The sequence below is a fragment of the Mycobacterium sp. E136 genome (assembly GCF_001666865.1).
In the GTDB taxonomy this organism is placed as follows: domain Bacteria; phylum Actinomycetota; class Actinomycetes; order Mycobacteriales; family Mycobacteriaceae; genus Mycobacterium.
Window position 1 is genome coordinate 1 of sequence record NZ_LZJE01000100.1, and the last position, 19,325, is coordinate 19,325.

The following is a 19,325-nucleotide window of genomic DNA, read 5'->3' on the forward strand; positions in this document are numbered from 1 at the left end:
GACGAACACACCCACCGCAACGCCGGAAATACCGACCATCGCATCGCCGCTTGACATAGGAGCAATGCACGCTCGCGGAGATTGAGGTGTGGCTAGAGCGAGGTCGGTGGGCGCGAGACGCACTGGGCCGAGTAGAGTTCCTCGCCCAGCTTGTCCATCAGTTGCAGCTGCGTCTCGAGGTAGTCGATGTGGTCTTCCTCGTTGTCGAGGATCTTCTCGAGCAGCGTGGCCGAGGTGGCGTCGCCCTTCTCGCGGCACATGATGATGCCCGGCCGCAGGCGTTCCAGCACCTCGTACTCGATGGCGAGGTCGGCCTCGAACTGCTCGCGCAGGGTCTGGCCGATCCGCAACGAGAACAGTCGCTGATAGTTCGGAAGGCCGTCGAGAAGCAGAATGCGGTTCGTGATGGACTCCGCATGGTTCATTTCTTCGAATGACTCTTTACGCGTGTATTCGGCGAGTTCGGTAAAGCCCCAATTGGCCTGCATCTTCGAATGCAGGAAATACTGATTAATGGCCGTGAGCTCGCTCGTCAATTGCTCATTGAGCAGTTTGAGGACGTCCGGATCGCCTTGCATGGTCGCTCCTAGGCACTTGAGGGCTGATCAAGCTTCGCTGTCGGTGGTGCACCTTCCACGCTAGTGCAGTTACCTCCCGCAAGCTCGCTTTGATCCTTGCGTGGGGCGTGTTTTGGAGCGAATTGTCAACCGGTCCGGCGTCTCGAGACGCAGATCGGGGGCCTAGTCTGGACTGCCTAGGCTAAGTAAGGTTAGACTCTGCTAACCGTTGCCGAGGCCGCGAGGGAGACAGGGCGATTCGATGGGTCAGTACGATCTGCACTCATTGATTCTCGCGTGCGACTTTCGCGTCGCCGACGTCGAGCGAATGTGGAAATGGCTGAAAAAGCGTCGGGATAATCTGCAGTCGATAGGCGCCCACCATCTCGTGGTGTACGAATCGATTTGGGAGCCCAGCCGCGTCCTCGTGACAATTGGAATTCGCAACGCCAAATCAATTCGCGAGGTGCTGCAATCCTCCGCGGTCTTCGAGTGGTTCAACGTCGCCGGCGTCGACGACATCCCGCCGATCTTCGGCGGCGAGGTGGTCGAAAAGATCGACCTCTATCCCCCGTCGCCCGCCGACCACGTCGGCCGGGTGGTCGTGGGCGTCATGTCGTCGGTGGAAGACGTGTCGGCGCTGATGGTCAAGATCCACGACGGCGTCGAACGCTTCAAGCGCGGCGGGGTGCGCAAGGTCTGGGTCTACCGCGCGCTCGACGACGGGCACGAGGTCATGATCTTGCAGGAAATCGAGGACGAGACCGCCGCCAGGCACTGGATCGACCACCCGGATGCCGCGGCGGAGTGGATGTCGAACGTCGGGATGGGTCCTTACCCCACCCACTTCATCGGCCGCTTCGCCCACTTGATGACCATCGACGAGCAGGGTTGACGGGGGCGCCATGTTTGTCTGCCTGTGTATGGGGATCACCAGCCACGACGTCACCGAGTGCGTCGCCAACGGCGCGCGGACGTCCAAACAGGTTGCCGAGGCCTGTGGGGCCGGCGGCGACTGCGGGCGCTGCCGGCGCACTCTGCGGGCCATCATCGCCGCGCATTGCGAGGTCGACGGTGCGGCACCCAAAGCGGTGAGTCGCTGAAGCGGCGCTACTGCGGTCCGTGCTTGCCGGTGAAGTCGGCCAGCGCGCTCGCGTTCGCCGCGGCGCCCATCAGGACCGCGAACTGTTCGTTCTCCCTCGCCGTCGCGGCGGCGATGCCCTCGCGGGTCGGCGCCGTCATCGTCTGCTTGACGGCCATGAGACTGGCGATCGGCCGAGACGCCAGAATCTCGGCGTGACGGCGGGTTTCGGCCAATAGGTCCTCGGGTGGGCACACCTTCCACACCAGGCCCATCCGGTGCGCCTCATCCGCATCCACCCATTCCGACGACATCAGCAGCCACGCCGCGTTCTGCCGGCCGACCAGGCGCGGCAGCAGGTACGACGACGCCGCCTCCGGGGCCACGCCGAGGCTTGTGAACGGCGTCTTGAGCCGCGCCGTCGTCGCCATGAAGGCCAGGTCGGCGTAGCCGAGAATCGTTGCGCCGATACCGACTCCGACGCCGTTGACCGCGCAGATCAACGGTTTCGGGAAATCGGCGAGCGCGTCGATCATCGCGGTGAAGTGAGAGCCCTGTTCGTTGAACGCGGGATCGGTGATGCGCCTTTGCATCTCGACCAGATCGTTGCCCGCGCTGAACGCCCGTCCCTCACCGGTGAGCACGACAACGGCGATGTCCTCATCGTCGGCAGCCTGTCGCAGAGCGGTCGCGGTCGCGAGATACAGCTCCTCGTTGAACGCGTTGAGCACGTCGGGCCGGTTGAGGGTCAGGGTGCGGACGCGGTTCTCGTCGTCGATCCGCAGGGTCGTTTCAGCCACGGCAGCAGATTAAGCGTTACCCGTTGCTGTACACCCGGGTGGGTGCGATGAGCACCACGGTGCGGCGCTGCTCGGCCATCACGCGGTCGTATTCGGCCCAGTCGTCGTGGGTTCCGCCCGCGGCCTCGAACACCTCGCGCAGCAGCAGCCGCAACCGGTCGGGATCGGTGAGCCACGGCTGCGGATCGTCGGGCCCGGCGATCTCGGCCTCACCCTCGACGGTCGCCCACTGCCAGCCTTGGCGGAAGGTCACCGCCAGCTGTGGGCGGGCGCGAAGGTTCGCCAGCTTGACCTTGCCGTAGGTGACGAACCCGAGCACTGGTGCGCCCCTGTCCGGGTGCGTCAGCTTGCCCACGTTGACCAGTGAGGCCTGAATGGTGTTGTCGCCGCGCAGTGTCGACACCACGGCCAGGCCGTTGTCGGCGGCGGCCAGCGCGACGGCCTCGTCGAGTGTTGTCATCGAACCTCCTGCGCAACAGCGCTTTCCGCGAACGGTGTGCGGTACACGTAGCGGCTGGTGGGAACCGTGTCGACGTCGCGGTTGGCACCGAAGGCGGCCGTGCTGGTCACCATGCGGTCCATCCGCTCGCGCAACTCGTCGTCGTCTGCCGCGTCGAAGAACGCGTGCAGGTCGGCCAGGGCCGCGGAGGGAAACAGTTCCTCGACGATCGCCGAGATCGGCGGTGCGTCCGGCGTCAACGCCCGCACCACCGCGTTCTGCGTGTATCCGAACGTCGACTGGGTCTCGATGGCCACGGGCGTGTGGTCGATGTGCCAGCGCCGCAACCACGTCGGCTCGTCGAGTTCGGCGGGTCTGCGCAGCAGCGCGACATTGGCGAACCCGTCGGTCCGCTCCCCCGGCGCGGTGTGCGGTGGCGCCATCGGGACCGATTCGGTGACCAGATAGGCCGCCACCACGTCGGCCTCCTGCCGCAGCCGTGCGAGCGCAGCGTTCATCTGATCGCCGTAAGACTGCTGAGTCCAGAGGCTGACGAAACCGACCACCGGCGGGTCGAGCGTCGTCAGGGTCATCAGAGAGTCGCGCACCACGCCGTCGCGCACGTTCAGCGCCAGCCCCGGGATCCCGAGGTCCAGCAGATCCGGCACGACCTGTTCGCGCACCCGCGAACACCACGCGTCGTCGGCCCCATTTTCGGACAGGGCAGCCCGCAGCGTGACGATGACTTTCTCCACGGGGCGAACCTAGCGTGCCGCGCCGGTCAGGCTTCCAACCGCTCGCGGATACTGGCCAGCCGTTGCCTCAACTCGTTCTCGTCGATAACGCCGCGGGCCACCAGCGAGTGCGCCAACGACACCAGTTGGCTCTCGGGATAGGGCAACTGGGCGTAGCGCGTCGCGGTCAGGGCGTCCTCTTCGTCGCGGCGCGCCTTGAAGTCCGGGATGTCGGCATCGCATGCCGCCCGGTCGAGCGCGTCGCACAGCCCGTCCAGACTCGTCTTCCACGGCGGCACAGGGTTTTCCACCCCGTACTTCGCCGCCATCCGCGGCCAGACCTGATTGCGCTCGACGATCTCTTCGAGCGGGGCGACCGTCGTCTGCTCGATGCCGGGATCCGGTGTGCCGCTCATGCTTCCGAGGCGGGGTGAACGGCGGGACGGGTGTCGGTGATGACATTGGTGGTGACGCCCGGTTTCGGTAGGGCGACCCCGATCAGGCAGTCGCGGGTGATGATCTCGGCGAGTTGCTCCTCGGTCCAATCCTCGGTGCCTGCGGGGCGCATGGGCATCACCATGAACCGGTGCTTCTGGTTGGAGTCCTGCACGCGGACCGTGACGTCGTCGGGCAGATACAGGCCGAACTCCGCCAGCACCTGACGCGGCCAGCGGACCATCCGCCTGCGGTAGTTGGGCGTGCGATACCACTCCGGCGAGTTGCCCAGGATGGGCCGGGGATAGCAGGAGCACAGGGCGCACACGATCACGTTGTGCAGCGTCGGCGTATCCGCGAGGATCTCGAAAGCTGTGAAGTCGCTGGGTGTTCCGAACCCCGTAGGCTCCATCCAGTCGACGCCGACCTCCTTGCTGGCGGTCATGGGTTCGGCCAACGCGAGCTTCTTGAACTCCGGATCCAGCCACGCCCTGGCGACCAGCGTCGCGGCGGGAGTGGGCCCGATCTGTTCGGCGAACTCGGTGAAGCGGCGGTGCTCCTCGGCGGTGAAGATGCCCTTCTCGATGCACAGTTCACGCAACGCGATCTCGAGCACTTCGAAGTCTGTGATCTCGTCGACCATCGGCGCGACGGTGCGCTCGTGGTCGTGATCGTGGTCGTGGTCGTGATGTGTCATTTGGCGGCCTCCAGCCAGTGCTCGGGAATCTCGGTCTGAATGACGTCGTCGCCGGTGCCGGTGTAGCCGTGCCACAACTCCGACATGTTGAACCGCACGACGTAGAACCATTCCGGTTTGGCCGGGCGGTCCCAGGTCTCGTCCTCGGCCGTCGGGCTTTCGTACGCGACGGTCGCGATCTCGCCGCGCGCCCCGCGCACGTACTCCGGGGTCCGGGTGTAGAAGATGACCGGCAGTTCGCGCACGATGACCGCGTCGCCGACCTTGAACTTCGGGTCGCCGGCCTGCCCGGCGTACACCTGCGGGTCGCCCTTGCCCACCGCGTGTTTGTGATGGGCGTTGCGTTTGACGTCCGACCCGTCGCCCTCGAATTTGGGCTTGGCTTCCAACTTCTTGCCCGCCAGGCCGCCCTCGTAGCGCGCCTTGACCTCGGCCATCCGTTCGCTCAACTCGGTCAGGCCGATGTGATGCTTCTCGACCAGGACCCGAGCGACGGCCAACAACCAGCGGCCGTAATACGGAAGCCCCAAATACTCGGCCCTGCCCACGTCGACGTTGCCGATGCGGCGGCGTTCCTCGGAGAGCCAGATACCGCGCCACGCCAGAACTTCGCAGATGACGTACGTCATGTGCTCCCAGAGCTCGTACTGCTTGTTCTCGTACTTCATCGGCGCGTCCGGTTCACCGCCGACGTCATGGACGGGTTTGAGATATGCGGTGATCCGGTCGTGGTCGAGGAGATCCGGTGTCGGCGCATCCGGCAGTTCGGGATAGGCCGACTTCAATCGGGCCACCAGTTCGAGTTGCGCTGCTCGCTCGGCCGCCGTGCTCATGACGATTCCCTTCGTAGGCCCGGCGCCGACGCGCACGGTGCAGCTCAGTGGTTCTCATGAGACGGGGTGTCGGTGATTCGGACCTGCGGGTCATCCTCGGCTACGGATTCTCGCGCGATAGCGATATCCGCCACCGGCACCTCCGCTGCTGCGAACCGACCCCGTCGGCTGACTTTAACCCCGAAATCGCGTCGCCGCAGGCAAATCAGGGCGCCGGCTCCCGCTTGATCCCGCGAGGCGGCGCGTTTGCACTGTCGCACATCATGTTTGGGTCGGTGCCGATCCAGGTTCGGGGCTGGTCGTCGGCTATGTCGCCGCAACAACGCGAAATTGACGCGTGTGGTACCCCGAGCGGTTGGGTGCAGGGGTCAGAATGAGTAGGTGAGCACCCGCAGCAGGGTCATCGATGCCCTCCGGCCGGCCATGCCCGAACCGGGGGCGGTTTGCCGGAGTTTGCTCGGCGTACTGGTGGTCGCCTCGATCGCGCTGCTGTGGGATTCGGGTGCGACCGCTGTGTGGGTGGCCGGTGCGGCGGCGGTGGCGGGCGCTGTCGCGCTGCAGGACAGCCCTGGCGGCCGGATCGCCCGCGTGCTGATCGTGACCGCGCAGATGAGCGCGGCGGTCTTCCTCGGGGCTCTGCTCTCCTCGTTTGACGTCGCGTTCGTCGCCGCGCTCGCCGTGTGGTGCTTCGGGGCGGGCCTGCAGTGGGCGGTCGGCAACAATGCGGGACTCGTGGCCGCCGCCGGCGGCGCGCTGCTCGCGATCGCTCCTCCGCTTGCGCCCACCGCGTCGTCGGTCCTCATCCCGACCGTCCTGACGATCGCCGCGGGTGCCCTGCAGGCCGGGCTGATCGCGGTGTGGCCGCCGCAGCGGTGGCGGGCTCAGCGCGGGGCCCTCGCCGAGGCATACGGGGCACTGGCCGCGGATGCGCGCAAGGCCGCCGAGCAGGACGAGACGCCCGCCGGCACGCCGCTGTTGCCGTCGCTGCGCGATGCGTTCCTCGACACCCAGGCCAGCCGTCGACCCGAGGCGTACCGAGGCGGGCACCGGCTGCCCGAACGGATCATGACGACGCTGCGCACGCTGCGCGGCACACCGGTGGGCCAGCGCGACGACGTCTCCCGGGTGCTGGCGGCCGCCGCCGAGGTGCTGGACGCGATCGCCGACCACACCCATGTCGCGAGGCGCAACGCCGAGCACGGCCTGGTTCGGTTGGATGCCGCGGTGGCTGCGCTGGACGACCCGGAAAACCCTGAGATCAAACGGCTTTCGCAGCAGCTGCACGAAGCGGCGGAGTTGCGGTTTCCCGATCTGTTCCGGCCGGACGTGATCAGTCCCGTGCGTGCCGCGCTGACCACCGTCCGCTCGCACCTGACGTTGACGTCGCCGCTGCTGCGTCACGCCATCCGGTTGTCCGCGGCAGTGGCCGTCGCCGCGTGCGCGGACCGGTTCGCACCCGTCGCGCACGGCTACTGGATCGCGCTGACCGTGCTGATGGTGTTGCGCCCCGAGACCGCCCACACCTACACGCGATGCGTCGGCCGACTGGCGGGCATCGCTACCGGCGTCGTCGTCGCGTCGGTCATCGTGATGCTGGTGCACCCCACTGGTTGGATAGCCGCCGCGGTGGCCACGCTGTGCCTCGCCGCGACGTATGCCGCGACCAGGACGGGCTACATCGCCACCAGTGCTGCCCTGGCCGCGGCGGTCGTCTTCCTTCTCGAGATCGACGCGGCCACCTCGGGGGCGACGCTCGAGGACCGGCTGTTCTCGATCGTGGTCGGCGGCGGGCTGGCGGTCGTGGCGCACGTCGCGCTGCCGGACCACGCGCTGACGCGGCTGCACCACCGCGCCGGTGAACTGCTGAAGACCGAGATCGATTACGCCGCAACGGTGGTCAGGGCCTATGTCCATCCGCTTGACCATCCGAACGACGCGGTGTCATCGGCGTGGCAGCACGCCTACCGCGCCCGCGCCGGTTTCGAGGCCGCCTCGGGTGCCACCCGGATGGAGTCGCGGGAGCTGCGCCGCTGGTTGCGCTCGTATCGCACCGCGCTCAACGCCGTCACCATCTCGTGCACCGCGCTGGAGGCCAACCTGCCGAACCGGCGACCGGCGGCGTTGACCCCCGAATTCATCGCCGCCGTCGACGATTTCGTCGACGCGCTGCGGGGAGCGCCGACGAATCCGGGGACACCGTGGACCGTGGACCTCGGGGCGTTGACCGCGGCCAATCAGCAGGTGCGCGAGAAGGCCGAGGGCCTCTCCGGCGACGACGGGGCCGCTCGCGTCCTGGTGTCCGAGATCGCCGCGATCACACGCAGCCTGTCGGGCATCGCCGCTATCCGCGAGCCCACTTCGGCTGGATGAACACGCCTTCGGCCTCGACGGTGACGCCTTCGTCGTCGGAGAGATAACCCGTCGCGTACGACTTGATGCCCTCGGTCCTGGTGATCGTCGCCTCTGCGTGCAGCCGCCCCAGGCGAGTCGGGCGCAGATAGCGCAACGTTATGGTGCCCGTGAACCGGGGGCTCGCTGCGCTGGCGGCGACCTCGCCGAGGACATGGTCGAGGATCAGCGCCGAAATCCCGCCGTGCACATGTCCCGGTGGGCCCTCGTAGGCCGCGCCGAGCTCGAAGTCGGTGTAAACGCCTCCGTGGTCGTCGTGCTCGATGGTCAACGGCGGCGCGACCGGGTTGCGAAGCCCGATCACCGGATTCCCCCACGGCAGCTGGTCGCCCTCGGAGGTGAACCGCACGCCGAACGCACCGTCGATCTGCCGCGACCGCAGTGCCGCCGTCGCATTGTCGATCTGGTCGCGGACGGTCGCGACCGTGTCGGCGTCGACCTCGGTGCGGATCGTCGCGTCGATCAGCTCCCGGACCGAATCGGCCAGCGGACCGTAAACGCCGCGCAGCCCGTCGATCTCGGCCGCCGACACGTTCCCGATGTCGGTGAACTCCACCACGCAAGCACTAGAACACGTTCCAGTAGGGTTGTCGAATCGCCCGCGGCGGGTGCGTGGGCGCGGGCGGTTGTTGGCGAGGCGCGCGTCACAGTGACCGCCAAGGCCGCATTAGATTACCTATCTTTTCGTAGTCATCTGTCTACGAAGTGCCTTAGGCTGCTCCTATGGCAGCACGCGCACACAGCGCCGACCCGCGCGCGGAGAGAGTCCGGGCGCTTCTCCGGGATGCGGCGTTCGCGCTCGCACACGAACGGCCGGTCGACGGGTTGACCGTCGGCGACGTCGTGGCGCGCGCCGGCGTCAGCAGGCAGGTGTTCTACCAGCACTTCACCGACCGCGACGACGCCGTCGCGACGGCGGTCACCGTCGCGTTCGCCGCCGCGACCGCCGACATCGGCGGCGACGCCCGCGCCCGCATCCTGCGACTGTTCGACTTCGTCGCCGAACACCGCGCGGTGTACCGCCACGTCGTCTCCAGCACGGTGGCCCAACGGGTCGTCGCGGCGTTCCGCGCCGAGCTGGCGCCGGCGTGCGAGGAGATGGCCGCCGCCGCCATGCCCGCGGTGACCGCGATCGCCGGGGTGGCTCCCGAGGCCGTGACCCGGTTCCTGGTCGGCGGCTTCACCGAGGTGCTGCGTTCGTGGATGGATGACCCGAGCGCCACCGACCTCGGCGACCGCGTGCGCGCCGCACTGGACACCGTCAACGCCCTCCTGGGCGTTCCCGAGCATTCGAGAGGTTCACGTCATGGGTAAGCATCACGCCGCCGAGCGTTCCGGAGTCCGCGACCGCGCGGCAGTGCGCATGACCGCGCTGGCCCTGCTCGGCATGACGCTCGTCGTCATCGCGATGATCGCCAGCTATTCGGGCGCGTTCGCCAAACCGCAGTTGCACAACCTTTCGGTCGCCGTCGCCGGGCCGCCGCAATTCGTCGACGGCCTGAAAGGCAACGACGCACTGACGATCACCGAGGTCGCCGACGGAGCCGCGGCCCGCCAGCAGGTCTACGAACGCAAGGCCGACGCGGCGTTCGCCGTCGATCCCGGCGGTGCGATGACGACCTACGTGGCCGGCGGCGGTGGCCGCAGTGTGGCCGCCGCGGCCGAAACCGTCGGTGAGGCGGTCGCTTCCAAGGCGGACCTGCGCCCCGTCGTAGAGGACGTCGCGCCGCCATCTGCCGGCGACCCGTCGGGCACCGTCGAGTTCTACGCGGTCATCTTCCTGTCCATCGGCGCGTCGGTCGCGGCGACGGTGCTCGGCAGGTTCATGGGCACCGTGCGCACACCCGCCACCCTGGCGCTGCGCACCGTGACCCTGGCCGGGTACTCCGCCCTGCTCGCAGGTGGCGTCACGCTCTACGTCGACGGGATCCTCGGGGCGTTGGTCGGCCACACGTGGCAGGTCTTCGGCACGCTGTGGCTGTACTCCATGGCGGTCGGCGGGGCGATCACCGGCGTCGCCGCGGCCTTCGGCTCCGCCGCTTCGTTGGCGTTGACGGGGTTCCTCGTGATCGTCGGCAACGCGGCCGCGGCGGGCCCCGTCGGCCGCCCGCTGCTGTCGGAGTTCTACTCCATCTTCAGCACGATCGTGCCGCAGGGCGCGGGCGTCTCGCTGCTGCGCAGCACCGTCTACTTCGGCGGCAACGGCGCGCAGACACCGCTGATGACGCTGCTGTTGTGGGGCGCCGCGGGATGTCTGCTCGCAACCGCCGCAACCGCTGCCCGGGTGAATTATCGTGCGGTGCATGAGCATCTCGCCCGGCGACGAGACCTACTACGACCTCGGGTCCTATCACCGGCCGATTGAGACACCGTCGCCGCAGGCGCAGGTGTGGTTCGACCGCGGAATGGTCTGGTGCTACGCGTTCAACCACGAAGAGGCCATCCGCTGCTTCGAGCGGGCACTCGAACTGGAACCCGGCCTGGCCATCGCCCGCTGGGGCATCGCCTACGCGATCGGACCGAACTACAACAAGGGCTGGGAGGCCTTCGATCCCGTCGACGCGGCCGCATCACTGGCACGCGCCAGGATGGAACTGCAAGTGGCCGTGGACAACCGGGCGTCGCCGGTGGAGCAAGGCCTGATCGCCGCGCTGCAGGATCGCTTCCCCACCGAGGATCCGGACGACACCGAAGCGCTGGCGGCCGGGGGTGCCCGCTACGCCGACGCGATGGCGGCGCTGGCGCGGGCTTACCCCGACGACGTCGACGTCCAGGCCCTCGCCGCCGACGCGCTGGTGAACGTGACGGCATGGGCGTTGTGGGACACCAGAACCGGTGAACCCGCACCCGGCTCGCGGGTAGTGGCGGCCAAGCGGATCCTCGACGACGCGCTGGCCACCGACGCCGGCCGCGTCCACCCCGGCATCCTGCACCTCTACCTGCACACGATGGAGATGTCGGCGACCCCGCAGGACGCGTTGCCGGCCGCGGATCTGCTGCGCGGCCTGGTGCCCGACGCCGGCCATCTGCAGCACATGCCCAGCCACATCGACGTGCTGTGCGGCAACTACCGCGACTCGGTGGTGTCGAATCTGGCGGCGGTTCACGTGGATCGGCGATTCGTCGAACGAGAGGGCCCGCTGAACTTCTACTCCCTGTACCGGGCGCACAACCTGCACTTCGTGGTGTATTCGGCGATATTCGAGGGTAATTCGCGCGCCGCGTTCGCCGCCGCCGACGAGCTGGCTGCCCAGCTGACCCCGGAGGTGCTGGCGATCGAGTCACCGCCGATGGCCGACTGGCTGGAGGCCTTCGTACCGTTGCGCACACATGTGCTGGTCCGGTTCGGCCGCTGGGACGACCTGATCGCCGAACCGCTGCCCGAGGACGCGGAACTCTATTGCAGCACCGTGGCGACCATCCACTACGGGCGCGGAGTGGCTCACGCCGCAAAGGGCAACCTGGAGCAGGCCCGCGCCGAGCGGGAAGCCTTCGCCGACGCCTACCGCCGCATCCCCGAGAGCCGGTATCTGTTCAACAACACCGTCCTCGACATCCTCGCTATCGCCGGTGCGATGCTCGACGGCGAGATCGCCTACCGCGCAGGCGATCACGACACCGCGTTCGCGCATTTGCGACGGGCGATCGAGCTCGACGACGCGTTACCGTACGACGAGCCGTGGGGATGGATGCAGCCCACCCGCCACGCCTACGGCGCGCTGCTGCTCGAGCAGGGCCGCGTTGAGGAGGCCGCCGCGGTGTACGCCGCCGACCTCGGGCTCGATCCCACGCTGGCCCGGCCGTGCCAGCATCCGAACAACGTGTGGAGCCTGCACGGCTACCACGAATGCCTGCAGCGGCTGGGCCGCGACGCCGAGGCCGCGATCATCGGTCAGCAGCTCGCACTCGCCGCGGCGCGCGCCGACGTCCCGATCCGCGCCTCGTGCGCCTGCCGGCTGGAGGTCTCCCCCGCCTGCTGCGACTGATCCGTACACTCCGACACGTGGCCCTCAGCGACGACGACCTCGCCCGCCTCGGCCGCTGCGTCGAGCTGGCGCGTGAAGCGCTCGAGGACGGCGACGAGCCGTTCGGCTCGCTTCTCGTCGACGACACCGGACGCACGCTGTTCGAGGACCGCAACCGGGTCAAGGACGGCGACCACACCCGCCATCCGGAGTTTGCGATCGCCCGCTGGGCGGCGGCCCACCTGACGCCCGGGCAGCGCGCCGTGGCCACCGTCTACACCTCGGGCGAGCACTGCCCGATGTGCGCGGCCGCCCACGCCTGGGTCGGGCTCGGTCGCATCGTCTACGCCGCATCCTCGGAGCAGCTGACTCGCTGGCTGACCGAGTGGGGTGCGCCGCCGCCGCCCGTGGCACCGCTGCCGATCACCACGATCGCGCCCGGTCTTGAGGTGGACGGGCCCGCAGACGGGTACAGGGATCAGATGAGGACCCTCTACGAAGCGAAGTTCCGGCCGTGAGCGATCCGTCGCACACCACAGCCGTCGCCGAACCGGGCTGGGTCGAGCACGTCATCTGGTGGCATGTCTATCCGCTCGGCTTCGTCGGCGCGCACCCCGCCGATCCACCGCCGGGGCCCGGCGAGCACCGGCTGCGGCGCATCGTCGACTGGCTCGACCATGCGATCGAACTCGGCGCGTCCGGGCTCGCCCTGGGGCCGATCTTCTCCTCGCGCACCCACGGGTACGACATCACCGACCACTTCCGCATCGACCCGCGGCTCGGTGACGACGACGACTTCGACACACTCGTCGGCGAGGCCCGCCGCCGCGGCCTGCGTATCCTGCTCGACGGTGTGTTCAACCATGTCGGAACCGATTTCGCCAACACCGATTGGCTCCGCACCCGAGGCGGCGGCGTGGACACCTTCGAGGGCCACGGCGACCTCGTCGCGCTCGACCACGACAACCCGGCGGTGATCGACTACGTCGTCGACGTGATGACCCACTGGTTGGGCCGCGGCGCCGACGGGTGGCGCCTGGACGCGGCCTATGCGGTGCCGGACCCGTTCTGGGCCCAGGTGCTGCCGCGCGTCCGCGAAACCTTTCCCGACGCGTACTTTCTCGCCGAGATCATCCACGGCGACTACTCGCAGCGGGTCCGGGCATCCGGGTTCGACTCGGTCACCCAGTACGAACTGTGGAAGGCCGTGTGGAGCGCGCTGAACGACGGTAACTTCCACGAGCTCGACTGGGCGCTGGTGCGGCACAACGAGTTTCTCGACACCTTCGTGCCGATGACCTTCGTCGGCAATCACGACGTCACCCGGATCGCCAGCCAACTCGACGACATCCGGCACCTCGAGCACGCGTTGGTGCTGCAGATGACGACCGGTGGCACGCCGAGCGTCTACGCCGGCGACGAGTTCGCCTACACCGGGATCAAGGAGGAGCGCTTCGGCGGCGACGACGCGGTGCGACCCGAGTTCACCTCTCCGCCAGCCGATCTCAATGAAGATGGCGCCGACGTGTTCCGTCTGCACAAATTCCTGATCGGGCTGCGCCGACGGCACCCGTGGCTGCACGCGGCGCGCACCTCACCGCTGCAGCTGACCAACCGGCAGTACGTGTATCAGAGTCGCGCCGGCTCCGAGTCCCTGGTCGTCGCGCTCAACATCGACGACGAGCCCCTGCCGATCTCGCTTCCCGACCTCGGCTTCGACCGGGGTGAAGTGCTCGCCGGGTCCGGTGCACCGCCCTCGGAGGTCGTCTCCACCACCGAGATCGGGCCCCACGGCTGGCTGATCATCGCTCCGCGCTGAGCAGTTCGACGGTGAGCGGGTCCGGTTGGCCGTCGTAGTACTTCGCCAACACGCGGTCGAAGACCTCCGGGTCGTCGGCGGCCCTGCCGAACAACGTCATCGACGACCGCACCTTCAGGTTGTCCGGCGACCCGAACAACACGTCGGCCGACGACTGCTCACTACGAGCGACCAGGTCGGCGCACTCGTGCAGGCGCGGACCCAGCACGTCGTGGGCGAGATAAGCCCGAGCCTCGGCGAGTGAACCGATCCCGTACCGCTGCGCCGTCGGGCTCCTGCCGAGCCCACGCAACTGGGGAAAGACGAACCAGATCCAGTGACTGCGTTTGCGCCCGGCGCGCAGTTCGTCGAGCACCGTGTCGTACACGCGTTCCTGGGCGTCGACGAAGCGCTGCAGGTCGAAGGGGTCGTCGGAAGGGGATCTGTCTTTAGCCATGTCACCGGCCAGTCTGACAAGCTAACCTGTGCGGTTCAATGACCACGTGCAGCGGCCGGCGGACGGAGGCGCCATAGTGACGCGCCGCCGTGTCCCGCGCCCCCGTGAACTGGCCCCCCTGCTGCAGTTCAAGAAGCCACAACTCAACGCGACGCGGCGCCGTCTGGCGGCCGCGCTGACGATCGAGGACCTGCGCCGCATCGCCAAACGCCGGACCCCGAAGGCGGCGTTCGACTACACCGACGGCGCTGCCGAGGATGAGCTGTCACTCGCACGTGCACGACAAGCGTTCCGTGACATCGAGTTCCACCCGACCATCCTGCGTGACGTCTCGCGCGTCGACACCGGCGCGATGGTGCTCGGCGGCCACGCCGCCCAGCCGTTCGGCATCGCGCCGACGGGCTTCACCCGGCTCATGCACACCGCGGGTGAGGTCGCGGGAGCGCGCGCGGCCGCGCGGGCAGGCATTCCGTTCTCGCTCTCGACGCTGGGCACCAGCTCCATTGAAGACGTCAAAGCGGCTAACCCACACGGCCGCAACTGGTTTCAGCTGTATATGTGGAAGGACCGGGACAGGTCGATGGCGCTGGTCGAGCGGGCCGCCGCCGCGGGCTACGACACACTGCTGGTGACGGTCGACGTACCGGTCGCAGGCGCACGCCACCGCGACACCCGCAACGGGATGTCCATCCCCCCGACGCTGACGCTGCGCACGGTGCTCGACGCAATCCCGCATCCGCGGTGGTGGTTCGACCTGTTCACCACCGAACCGCTGTCGTTCGCCTCCCTGGATCGCTGGCCCGGCACCGTCGCCGAGTACCTCGACACCATGTTCGACCCCACGGTCAACTTCGGCGATCTGGCCTGGATCAAGAAGCAGTGGCCGAACAAGTTGGTGGTGAAGGGAATTCAGACACTCGAGGATGCCAGGGCCGTCGCCGAACTCGGTGTCGACGGGATCGTGCTGTCCAATCACGGTGGCCGCCAACTCGACCGCGCGCCGGTGCCGTTTCACCTGCTGCCCACCGTGGCCGCCGAACTCGGCGACACCACCGAGATTCTGCTGGACACTGGCGTGATGTCCGGCGCCGACATCGTCGCGGCGATCGCGCTGGGCGCGCGCTTCGTGCTCGTGGGTCGCGCCTATCTCTACGGTCTGATGGCCGGCGGCGAGTCCGGCGTCGACCGGGCCATCGAGATCCTCTCGCAGCAGGTCGCCCGCACAATGCGGCTACTCGGGGTGACGACGCTGAGCGAGCTCGGCCCCGGCCACGTCACTCAGTTGCACCGGTTGCAGCCCCGTGTGTCGGGCACGGACCGAAATCCTCCTGAGTCACTGCAACAACACTGGTAACAGCCCCTTTCTGCCTGTCCGTGAGTCCGCGCTGAGTCGTAATCGTTAGCCAACCGCGACTTCGCAACCGCATGTCGGGACGACAGTTGCAGCGCGACTGCGTGTTTCATTACCAACGCACAGCAAACGGCAATTGCTTGTGGAAGCGATGAAAGGTGGGTTGGTTGCCGTTATGAGAATCTTGGAGAGGTGCCGGACTACCGGCACGAAAATGTTGCGCCGAATGGCGGTGGCCGCGGTTGCCGCGGCTGCGCTGCCCGGGCTGATCGGATTCGTCGGGAGTTCGGCGACAGCCGGGGCATTCTCGCGTCCGGGACTGCCGGTCGAGTATCTGGATGTGTTCTCCCCCGCGATGAATCGCAATATCCGCGTTCAGTTCCAGGGCGGTGGACCGCATGCGGTGTATCTGCTCGACGGCCTGCGCGCCCAGGACGACTTCAACGGCTGGGACATCAACACCCCGGCCTTCGAGTGGTACTACCAGTCCGGGCTGTCGGTCGTCATGCCGGTCGGTGGGCAGTCCAGCTTCTACACCGACTGGTACCAGCCGTCTCGGGGTAACGGCCAGGACTACACCTACAAGTGGGAGACGTTCCTGACCCAGGAGCTCCCGGCGTGGCTGGAAGCCAACAGGGGCGTGTCGCAGAACGGCAATGCCGTGGTGGGCATTTCGATGGCGGGCAGCAGCGCGCTGACCTACGCCATCTACCACCCGCAGAAGTTCATCTACGCGGGCTCGCTGTCGGGCTTCCTCAACCCGTCCGAGGGTTGGTGGCCGATGCTGATCGGGCTGGCGATGCAGGACGCGGGCGGCTACAACGCCGAAAGCATGTGGGGTCCGTCTACGGATCCGGCGTGGAAGCGCAACGACCCGATGGTCAACATCAACCAGCTGGTGGCCAACAACACCCGCATCTGGATCTACTGCGGCACGGGTACGCCGTCGGATCTCGACGGCGGTGTGGCCGGCCAGAACCTCATGGCGGCGCAGTTCCTCGAAGGGTTCACGTTGCGGACCAACGTCACCTTCAAGGACAACTACATCGCCGCGGGTGGCACCAACGGCGTGTTCAACTTCCCGCCACAGGGGACTCACAGCTGGGGCTACTGGGGTCAGCAGCTCGAGATGATGAAGCCTGACATCCAGCGAGTTCTGGGAGCGCAGGCCAGTGCCTGACAGCACCGCCTAGATCCACCCACAACAGGAAGCCTGCCGTTTCCCCCGAACGGCAGGCTTCCTGCCATTTCGGGCATGGTCGCCGGCCCCGAGTGAGAAGCCATGGTCGTGACTCGCCCGAGGGCGTACGTCACACGGGACCACCGGGAACAAACGAGGCCCTCCGAAGGTTGAGCGCAACAGACTCAAACTTTGGAGGATTGATGGCTGAAGCCAAGACAGTTCCGGTCCTGTTCCTGAGCGAATCGATCGTGCTGCCGGGGATGGTCGTGCCGATCGAGCTCGACGAGGCCGCCCGCGCCGCGGTGGACGCCGCGCGTGCCAGCGAATCCGGCGAGCTGCTGATCGCTCCGCGCCTCGAGGACCGGTACCCGTCGTACGGCGTGCTGGCCTCGATCGTGCAGGTCGGCCGCATGGTCGGCGGGCCGGCCGCGGTGGTGCGGGGCGAGAGCCGCGCGCACATCGGCGCCGGTGCGACCGGACCCGGTGCGGCGCTGTGGGTCGAGGTGACCGTGGTCAGGGAAGAAGACCCAGTGCCTCAGGCGACCTATGACCTCGCCGCGGAGTACAAGAAGCTGCTGCTGGCGATGCTGCAGCGGCGCGAGGCGTGGCAGATCATCGACTTCGTCAACCAGCTCTCCGATCCGTCGGCGCTGGCCGACACGGCGGGCTACGCGTCGTATCTCACCCAGGTCCAGAAGCGCCAGCTGCTCGAGACGCCCGACGTCGCCGAGCGCCTGCGCGCGCTGATCGAGTGGACGGGTGCCCACCTGGCCGAGGTCGAGGTGAACGAGAAGATCGCCGAAGACGTGCGCGAGGGCATGGAGAAGACGCAGAAGGAATTCCTGCTGCGTCAGCAGCTCAATGCGATCCGCAAGGAATTGGGCGATGACGACGGCACGGGGTCGTCTGATGACTACCGGAGCCGCATCGAGGCCGCCGACCTTCCGGAGAAGGTTCGCGAGGCCGCGCTGCGCGAGGTCGGCAAGCTCGAGCGGGCCGGCGATCAGAGCCCGGAGAGCGGCTGGATCCGCACCTGGCTGGACACCGTGCTGGACCTGCCGTGGAACGTCACCACCGACGACTCCACCGACCTGCAGGCGGCCAGGGCGATCCTGGACGCCGACCACCACGGCCTGGAGGACGTCAAGGACCGCATCGTCGAGTACCTGGCCGTGCGGGCGCGCCGCGCCCAGCGCGGTTTGCAGGTCGTCGGCGGCCGCGGTTCGGGCGCCGTGATGGTGCTGGCCGGTCCGCCCGGGGTCGGCAAGACCTCGCTGGGCGAGAGCGTGGCTCGGGCGTTGGGCCGCAAGTTCGTTCGCGTCGCCTTGGGCGGCGTGCGCGACGAGGCCGAGATCCGCGGCCACCGGCGTACCTACGTCGGCGCGCTGCCGGGGCGCATCGTGCGTGCCATCGGCGAAGCGGGTTCGATGAACCCCGTCGTGCTGCTCGACGAGATCGACAAGGTCGGCTCCGACTTCCGCGGCGACCCGGCGGCGGCATTGCTCGAGGTCCTGGACCCGGCGCAGAACCACACGTTCCGCGACCACTATCTCGACCTCGACCTGGACCTGTCGGACGTGGTGTTCCTGGCGACGGCCAACGTGATCGAGAACATCCCGTCGGCGCTGCTCGACCGCATGGAACTGGTGCAGATCGACGGCTACACCGAAGACGACAAGGTCGCCATCGCCCGCGACTTCCTGCTGCCGCGGCAGCGCGAACGGGCGGCGCTGACCGAGGACGAGGTGACGGTGACCGAGGCGGCGCTGCGCAAGATCGCGGCCGACTACACCCGCGAGCCGGGCGTGCGTCAGTTCGAGCGGCTGCTGGCCAAGGCGCTGCGCAAGGTGACGACCAAGCTGGCGGCAGACGAGGTCACCAGCATCACCGTCGATGAACCGGATCTCGTTGAGTACCTGGGGCGTCCGCGGTTCCTGCCGGAGTCGGCCGAACGCACGGCGGTACCGGGCGTGGCCACCGGGTTGGCGGTCACCGGGCTCGGCGGCGATGTGCTCTACATCGAGGCAGGCGCCACCGATGGTGAACCCGGGCTGCAACTGACCGGGCAGCTTGGTGACGTCATGAAGGAGTCCGCGCAGATCGCGTTGTCCTACGTGCGCTCCCACGCCGAGCAGTTGGGTGTCGACCCCAAGGCGCTGGACCGGCGGATCCACGTGCACGTGCCCGCTGGTGCCGTGCCGAAGGACGGTCCGTCGGCGGGCGTGACGATGGTGACCGCGCTGGTCTCGATGGCCACCGGCCGGCAGGTGCGCGCGGACGTCGGTATGACCGGTGAGGTCACGCTGAACGGCCGGGTGCTGCCCATCGGCGGCGTCAAGCAGAAGCTGCTGGCCGCGCAACGGGCCGGTCTTTCAACGGTTTTCATACCGCAACGGAACGAGCCGGACCTGGACGATGTGCCGGCCGACGTGCTCGACGCGCTGGAGGTCAAACCGATGACCGACGTCGCCGACATCGTCGCGCAGGCGCTGCAACCCGTCGAGGCGGCGACGATCGCAGCCTGACCACAACACGCACTCAGAGTCGTGGCCGAGCTTCCGGTCGCGACCCTGAGTGTGTTCGGGG

At 67.9% G+C, this 19,325-nt stretch carries 20 protein-coding genes; 11 read left to right on the forward strand and 9 right to left on the reverse strand.

Annotated features, from left to right (window positions below; translation table 11 throughout):
• Nucleotides 1–92: 92 nt before the first annotated feature.
• Nucleotides 93–578, reverse strand: a complete 486-nt coding sequence (gene bfr / locus A5698_RS07470; RefSeq protein WP_067297246.1) for a bacterioferritin — start codon at nucleotides 576–578, stop codon at nucleotides 93–95.
• Nucleotides 579–819: 241 nt separating this feature from the next.
• Here bfr and A5698_RS07475 point away from each other — a divergent pair, with 241 nt between their 5' ends.
• Together A5698_RS07475 and A5698_RS07480 are read left to right on the forward strand one after the other, a co-directional pair.
• On the forward strand, nucleotides 820–1,452 hold the full coding sequence (locus A5698_RS07475) for a fatty-acid--CoA ligase (protein WP_068295101.1): 633 nt from the start codon (nucleotides 820–822) through the stop codon (nucleotides 1,450–1,452).
• 10 nt (nucleotides 1,453–1,462) lie between these two features.
• The gene (locus A5698_RS07480; protein WP_068295103.1) at nucleotides 1,463–1,660 is read left to right on the forward strand and encodes a (2Fe-2S)-binding protein; all 198 of its coding nucleotides are present in this window, start codon (nucleotides 1,463–1,465) and stop codon (nucleotides 1,658–1,660) included.
• A 7-nt stretch (nucleotides 1,661–1,667) separates the two neighbouring features.
• Here the strand turns inward: A5698_RS07480 and A5698_RS07485 are convergent, their stop codons facing one another.
• Genes A5698_RS07485 through A5698_RS07510 form a run of 6 tightly spaced genes read right to left on the reverse strand, consistent with a single transcriptional unit; the run spans nucleotide 1,668 to nucleotide 5,576 of the window.
• Entirely contained in the window at nucleotides 1,668–2,438 is a 771-nt protein-coding gene (locus A5698_RS07485) for an enoyl-CoA hydratase/isomerase family protein (protein WP_068295104.1), read from the reverse strand.
• 16 nt (nucleotides 2,439–2,454) lie between these two features.
• Complete coding sequence (locus A5698_RS07490) at nucleotides 2,455–2,898, reverse strand: TIGR03618 family F420-dependent PPOX class oxidoreductase (RefSeq protein WP_068295115.1); 444 nt, start codon at nucleotides 2,896–2,898, stop codon at nucleotides 2,455–2,457.
• The gene (locus A5698_RS07495) at nucleotides 2,895–3,632 is read right to left on the reverse strand and encodes an EthD domain-containing protein (RefSeq protein WP_068295123.1); all 738 of its coding nucleotides are present in this window, start codon (nucleotides 3,630–3,632) and stop codon (nucleotides 2,895–2,897) included. The genes A5698_RS07490 and A5698_RS07495 overlap by 4 nt, the downstream gene beginning before the upstream one ends.
• Nucleotides 3,633–3,658: 26 nt before the next feature.
• Nucleotides 3,659–4,027, reverse strand: coding sequence for a thiocyanate hydrolase (locus A5698_RS07500; protein WP_067083087.1), 369 nt, complete (start codon nucleotides 4,025–4,027; stop codon nucleotides 3,659–3,661).
• Nucleotides 4,024–4,743, reverse strand: a complete 720-nt coding sequence (gene scnC, locus A5698_RS07505) for a thiocyanate hydrolase subunit gamma (RefSeq protein ID WP_067083086.1) — start codon at nucleotides 4,741–4,743, stop codon at nucleotides 4,024–4,026. Before scnC ends, A5698_RS07500 begins: the two co-directional genes overlap by 4 nt.
• On the reverse strand, nucleotides 4,740–5,576 hold the full coding sequence (locus A5698_RS07510; protein WP_068295127.1) for an SH3-like domain-containing protein: 837 nt from the start codon (nucleotides 5,574–5,576) through the stop codon (nucleotides 4,740–4,742). Before A5698_RS07510 ends, scnC begins: the two co-directional genes overlap by 4 nt.
• Before the next feature lie 381 nt (nucleotides 5,577–5,957).
• Between A5698_RS07510 and A5698_RS07515 the strand changes: the two genes are divergently transcribed.
• Nucleotides 5,958–7,946: an FUSC family protein gene (locus A5698_RS07515; RefSeq protein ID WP_353651811.1), complete on the forward strand. Its 1,989-nt coding sequence runs from the start codon at nucleotides 5,958–5,960 to the stop codon at nucleotides 7,944–7,946.
• Here the strand turns inward: A5698_RS07515 and A5698_RS07520 are convergent.
• Nucleotides 7,918–8,544, reverse strand: a complete 627-nt coding sequence (locus A5698_RS07520; RefSeq protein ID WP_068295129.1) for a PaaI family thioesterase — start codon at nucleotides 8,542–8,544, stop codon at nucleotides 7,918–7,920. The genes A5698_RS07515 and A5698_RS07520 overlap by 29 nt on opposite strands.
• Nucleotides 8,545–8,708: 164 nt before the next feature.
• On the opposite strand from A5698_RS07520, the gene A5698_RS07525 reads away from it, so the two are divergent.
• Genes A5698_RS07525 through A5698_RS07545 form a run of 5 tightly spaced genes read left to right on the forward strand, consistent with a single transcriptional unit; the run spans nucleotide 8,709 to nucleotide 13,769 of the window.
• The gene (locus A5698_RS07525) at nucleotides 8,709–9,299 is read left to right on the forward strand and encodes a TetR/AcrR family transcriptional regulator (RefSeq protein ID WP_068295131.1); all 591 of its coding nucleotides are present in this window, start codon (nucleotides 8,709–8,711) and stop codon (nucleotides 9,297–9,299) included.
• Complete coding sequence (locus tag A5698_RS07530) at nucleotides 9,292–10,350, forward strand: hypothetical protein (RefSeq protein WP_068295133.1); 1,059 nt, start codon at nucleotides 9,292–9,294, stop codon at nucleotides 10,348–10,350. Before A5698_RS07525 ends, A5698_RS07530 begins: the two co-directional genes overlap by 8 nt.
• The gene (locus A5698_RS07535) at nucleotides 10,289–11,971 is read left to right on the forward strand and encodes a tetratricopeptide repeat protein (protein WP_068295138.1); all 1,683 of its coding nucleotides are present in this window, start codon (nucleotides 10,289–10,291) and stop codon (nucleotides 11,969–11,971) included. Before A5698_RS07530 ends, A5698_RS07535 begins: the two co-directional genes overlap by 62 nt.
• A gap of 17 nt (nucleotides 11,972–11,988) precedes the next feature.
• Nucleotides 11,989–12,468 carry a nucleoside deaminase gene (locus A5698_RS07540; protein WP_068295142.1) on the forward strand — a complete coding sequence of 160 codons (480 nt, stop codon included), beginning with the start codon at nucleotides 11,989–11,991 and terminating at the stop codon, nucleotides 12,466–12,468.
• Nucleotides 12,465–13,769: an alpha-amylase family protein gene (locus tag A5698_RS07545; protein ID WP_068295145.1), complete on the forward strand. Its 1,305-nt coding sequence runs from the start codon at nucleotides 12,465–12,467 to the stop codon at nucleotides 13,767–13,769. The genes A5698_RS07540 and A5698_RS07545 overlap by 4 nt, the downstream gene beginning before the upstream one ends.
• Here the strand turns inward: A5698_RS07545 and A5698_RS07550 are convergent.
• Nucleotides 13,753–14,205, reverse strand: a complete 453-nt coding sequence (locus tag A5698_RS07550; protein ID WP_068295147.1) for a DUF1810 domain-containing protein — start codon at nucleotides 14,203–14,205, stop codon at nucleotides 13,753–13,755. The genes A5698_RS07545 and A5698_RS07550 overlap by 17 nt on opposite strands.
• 73 nt (nucleotides 14,206–14,278) lie before the next feature.
• Between A5698_RS07550 and A5698_RS07555 the strand changes: the two genes are divergently transcribed.
• The 3 genes from A5698_RS07555 to lon all read left to right on the forward strand — a co-directional run bounded on the left by A5698_RS07555 (nucleotide 14,279) and on the right by lon (nucleotide 19,264).
• Entirely contained in the window at nucleotides 14,279–15,559 is a 1,281-nt protein-coding gene (locus A5698_RS07555; protein ID WP_156670645.1) for an alpha-hydroxy acid oxidase, read from the forward strand.
• Between the two features lie 172 nt (nucleotides 15,560–15,731).
• Nucleotides 15,732–16,736 carry an esterase family protein gene (locus A5698_RS07560; RefSeq protein WP_068295153.1) on the forward strand — a complete coding sequence of 335 codons (1,005 nt, stop codon included), beginning with the start codon at nucleotides 15,732–15,734 and terminating at the stop codon, nucleotides 16,734–16,736.
• A gap of 203 nt (nucleotides 16,737–16,939) precedes the next feature.
• Nucleotides 16,940–19,264: an endopeptidase La gene (lon, locus tag A5698_RS07565; protein ID WP_068295156.1), complete on the forward strand. Its 2,325-nt coding sequence runs from the start codon at nucleotides 16,940–16,942 to the stop codon at nucleotides 19,262–19,264.
• Nucleotides 19,265–19,325: the final 61 nt, after the last annotated feature.

Bases quoted from the DNA above. Each gene is read 5' to 3' on its own strand.
- bfr (WP_067297246.1), bottom strand. From the start codon at position 578: ATGCAAGGCGATCCGGACGTCCTCAAACTGCTCAATGAGCAATTGACG.
- A5698_RS07475 (WP_068295101.1), top strand. From the start codon at position 820: ATGGGTCAGTACGATCTGCACTCATTGATTCTCGCGTGCGACTTTCGC.
- A5698_RS07480 (WP_068295103.1), top strand. From the start codon at position 1,463: ATGTTTGTCTGCCTGTGTATGGGGATCACCAGCCACGACGTCACCGAG.
- A5698_RS07490 (WP_068295115.1), bottom strand. From the start codon at position 2,898: ATGACAACACTCGACGAGGCCGTCGCGCTGGCCGCCGCCGACAACGGC.
- A5698_RS07500 (WP_067083087.1), bottom strand. From the start codon at position 4,027: ATGAGCGGCACACCGGATCCCGGCATCGAGCAGACGACGGTCGCCCCG.
- scnC (WP_067083086.1), bottom strand. From the start codon at position 4,743: ATGACACATCACGACCACGACCACGATCACGACCACGAGCGCACCGTC.
- A5698_RS07510 (WP_068295127.1), bottom strand. From the start codon at position 5,576: ATGAGCACGGCGGCCGAGCGAGCAGCGCAACTCGAACTGGTGGCCCGA.
- A5698_RS07525 (WP_068295131.1), top strand. From the start codon at position 8,709: ATGGCAGCACGCGCACACAGCGCCGACCCGCGCGCGGAGAGAGTCCGG.
- A5698_RS07530 (WP_068295133.1), top strand. From the start codon at position 9,292: ATGGGTAAGCATCACGCCGCCGAGCGTTCCGGAGTCCGCGACCGCGCG.
- A5698_RS07535 (WP_068295138.1), top strand. From the start codon at position 10,289: ATGAGCATCTCGCCCGGCGACGAGACCTACTACGACCTCGGGTCCTAT.
- A5698_RS07550 (WP_068295147.1), bottom strand. From the start codon at position 14,205: ATGGCTAAAGACAGATCCCCTTCCGACGACCCCTTCGACCTGCAGCGC.
- A5698_RS07560 (WP_068295153.1), top strand. From the start codon at position 15,732: ATGAGAATCTTGGAGAGGTGCCGGACTACCGGCACGAAAATGTTGCGC.
- lon (WP_068295156.1), top strand. From the start codon at position 16,940: ATGGCTGAAGCCAAGACAGTTCCGGTCCTGTTCCTGAGCGAATCGATC.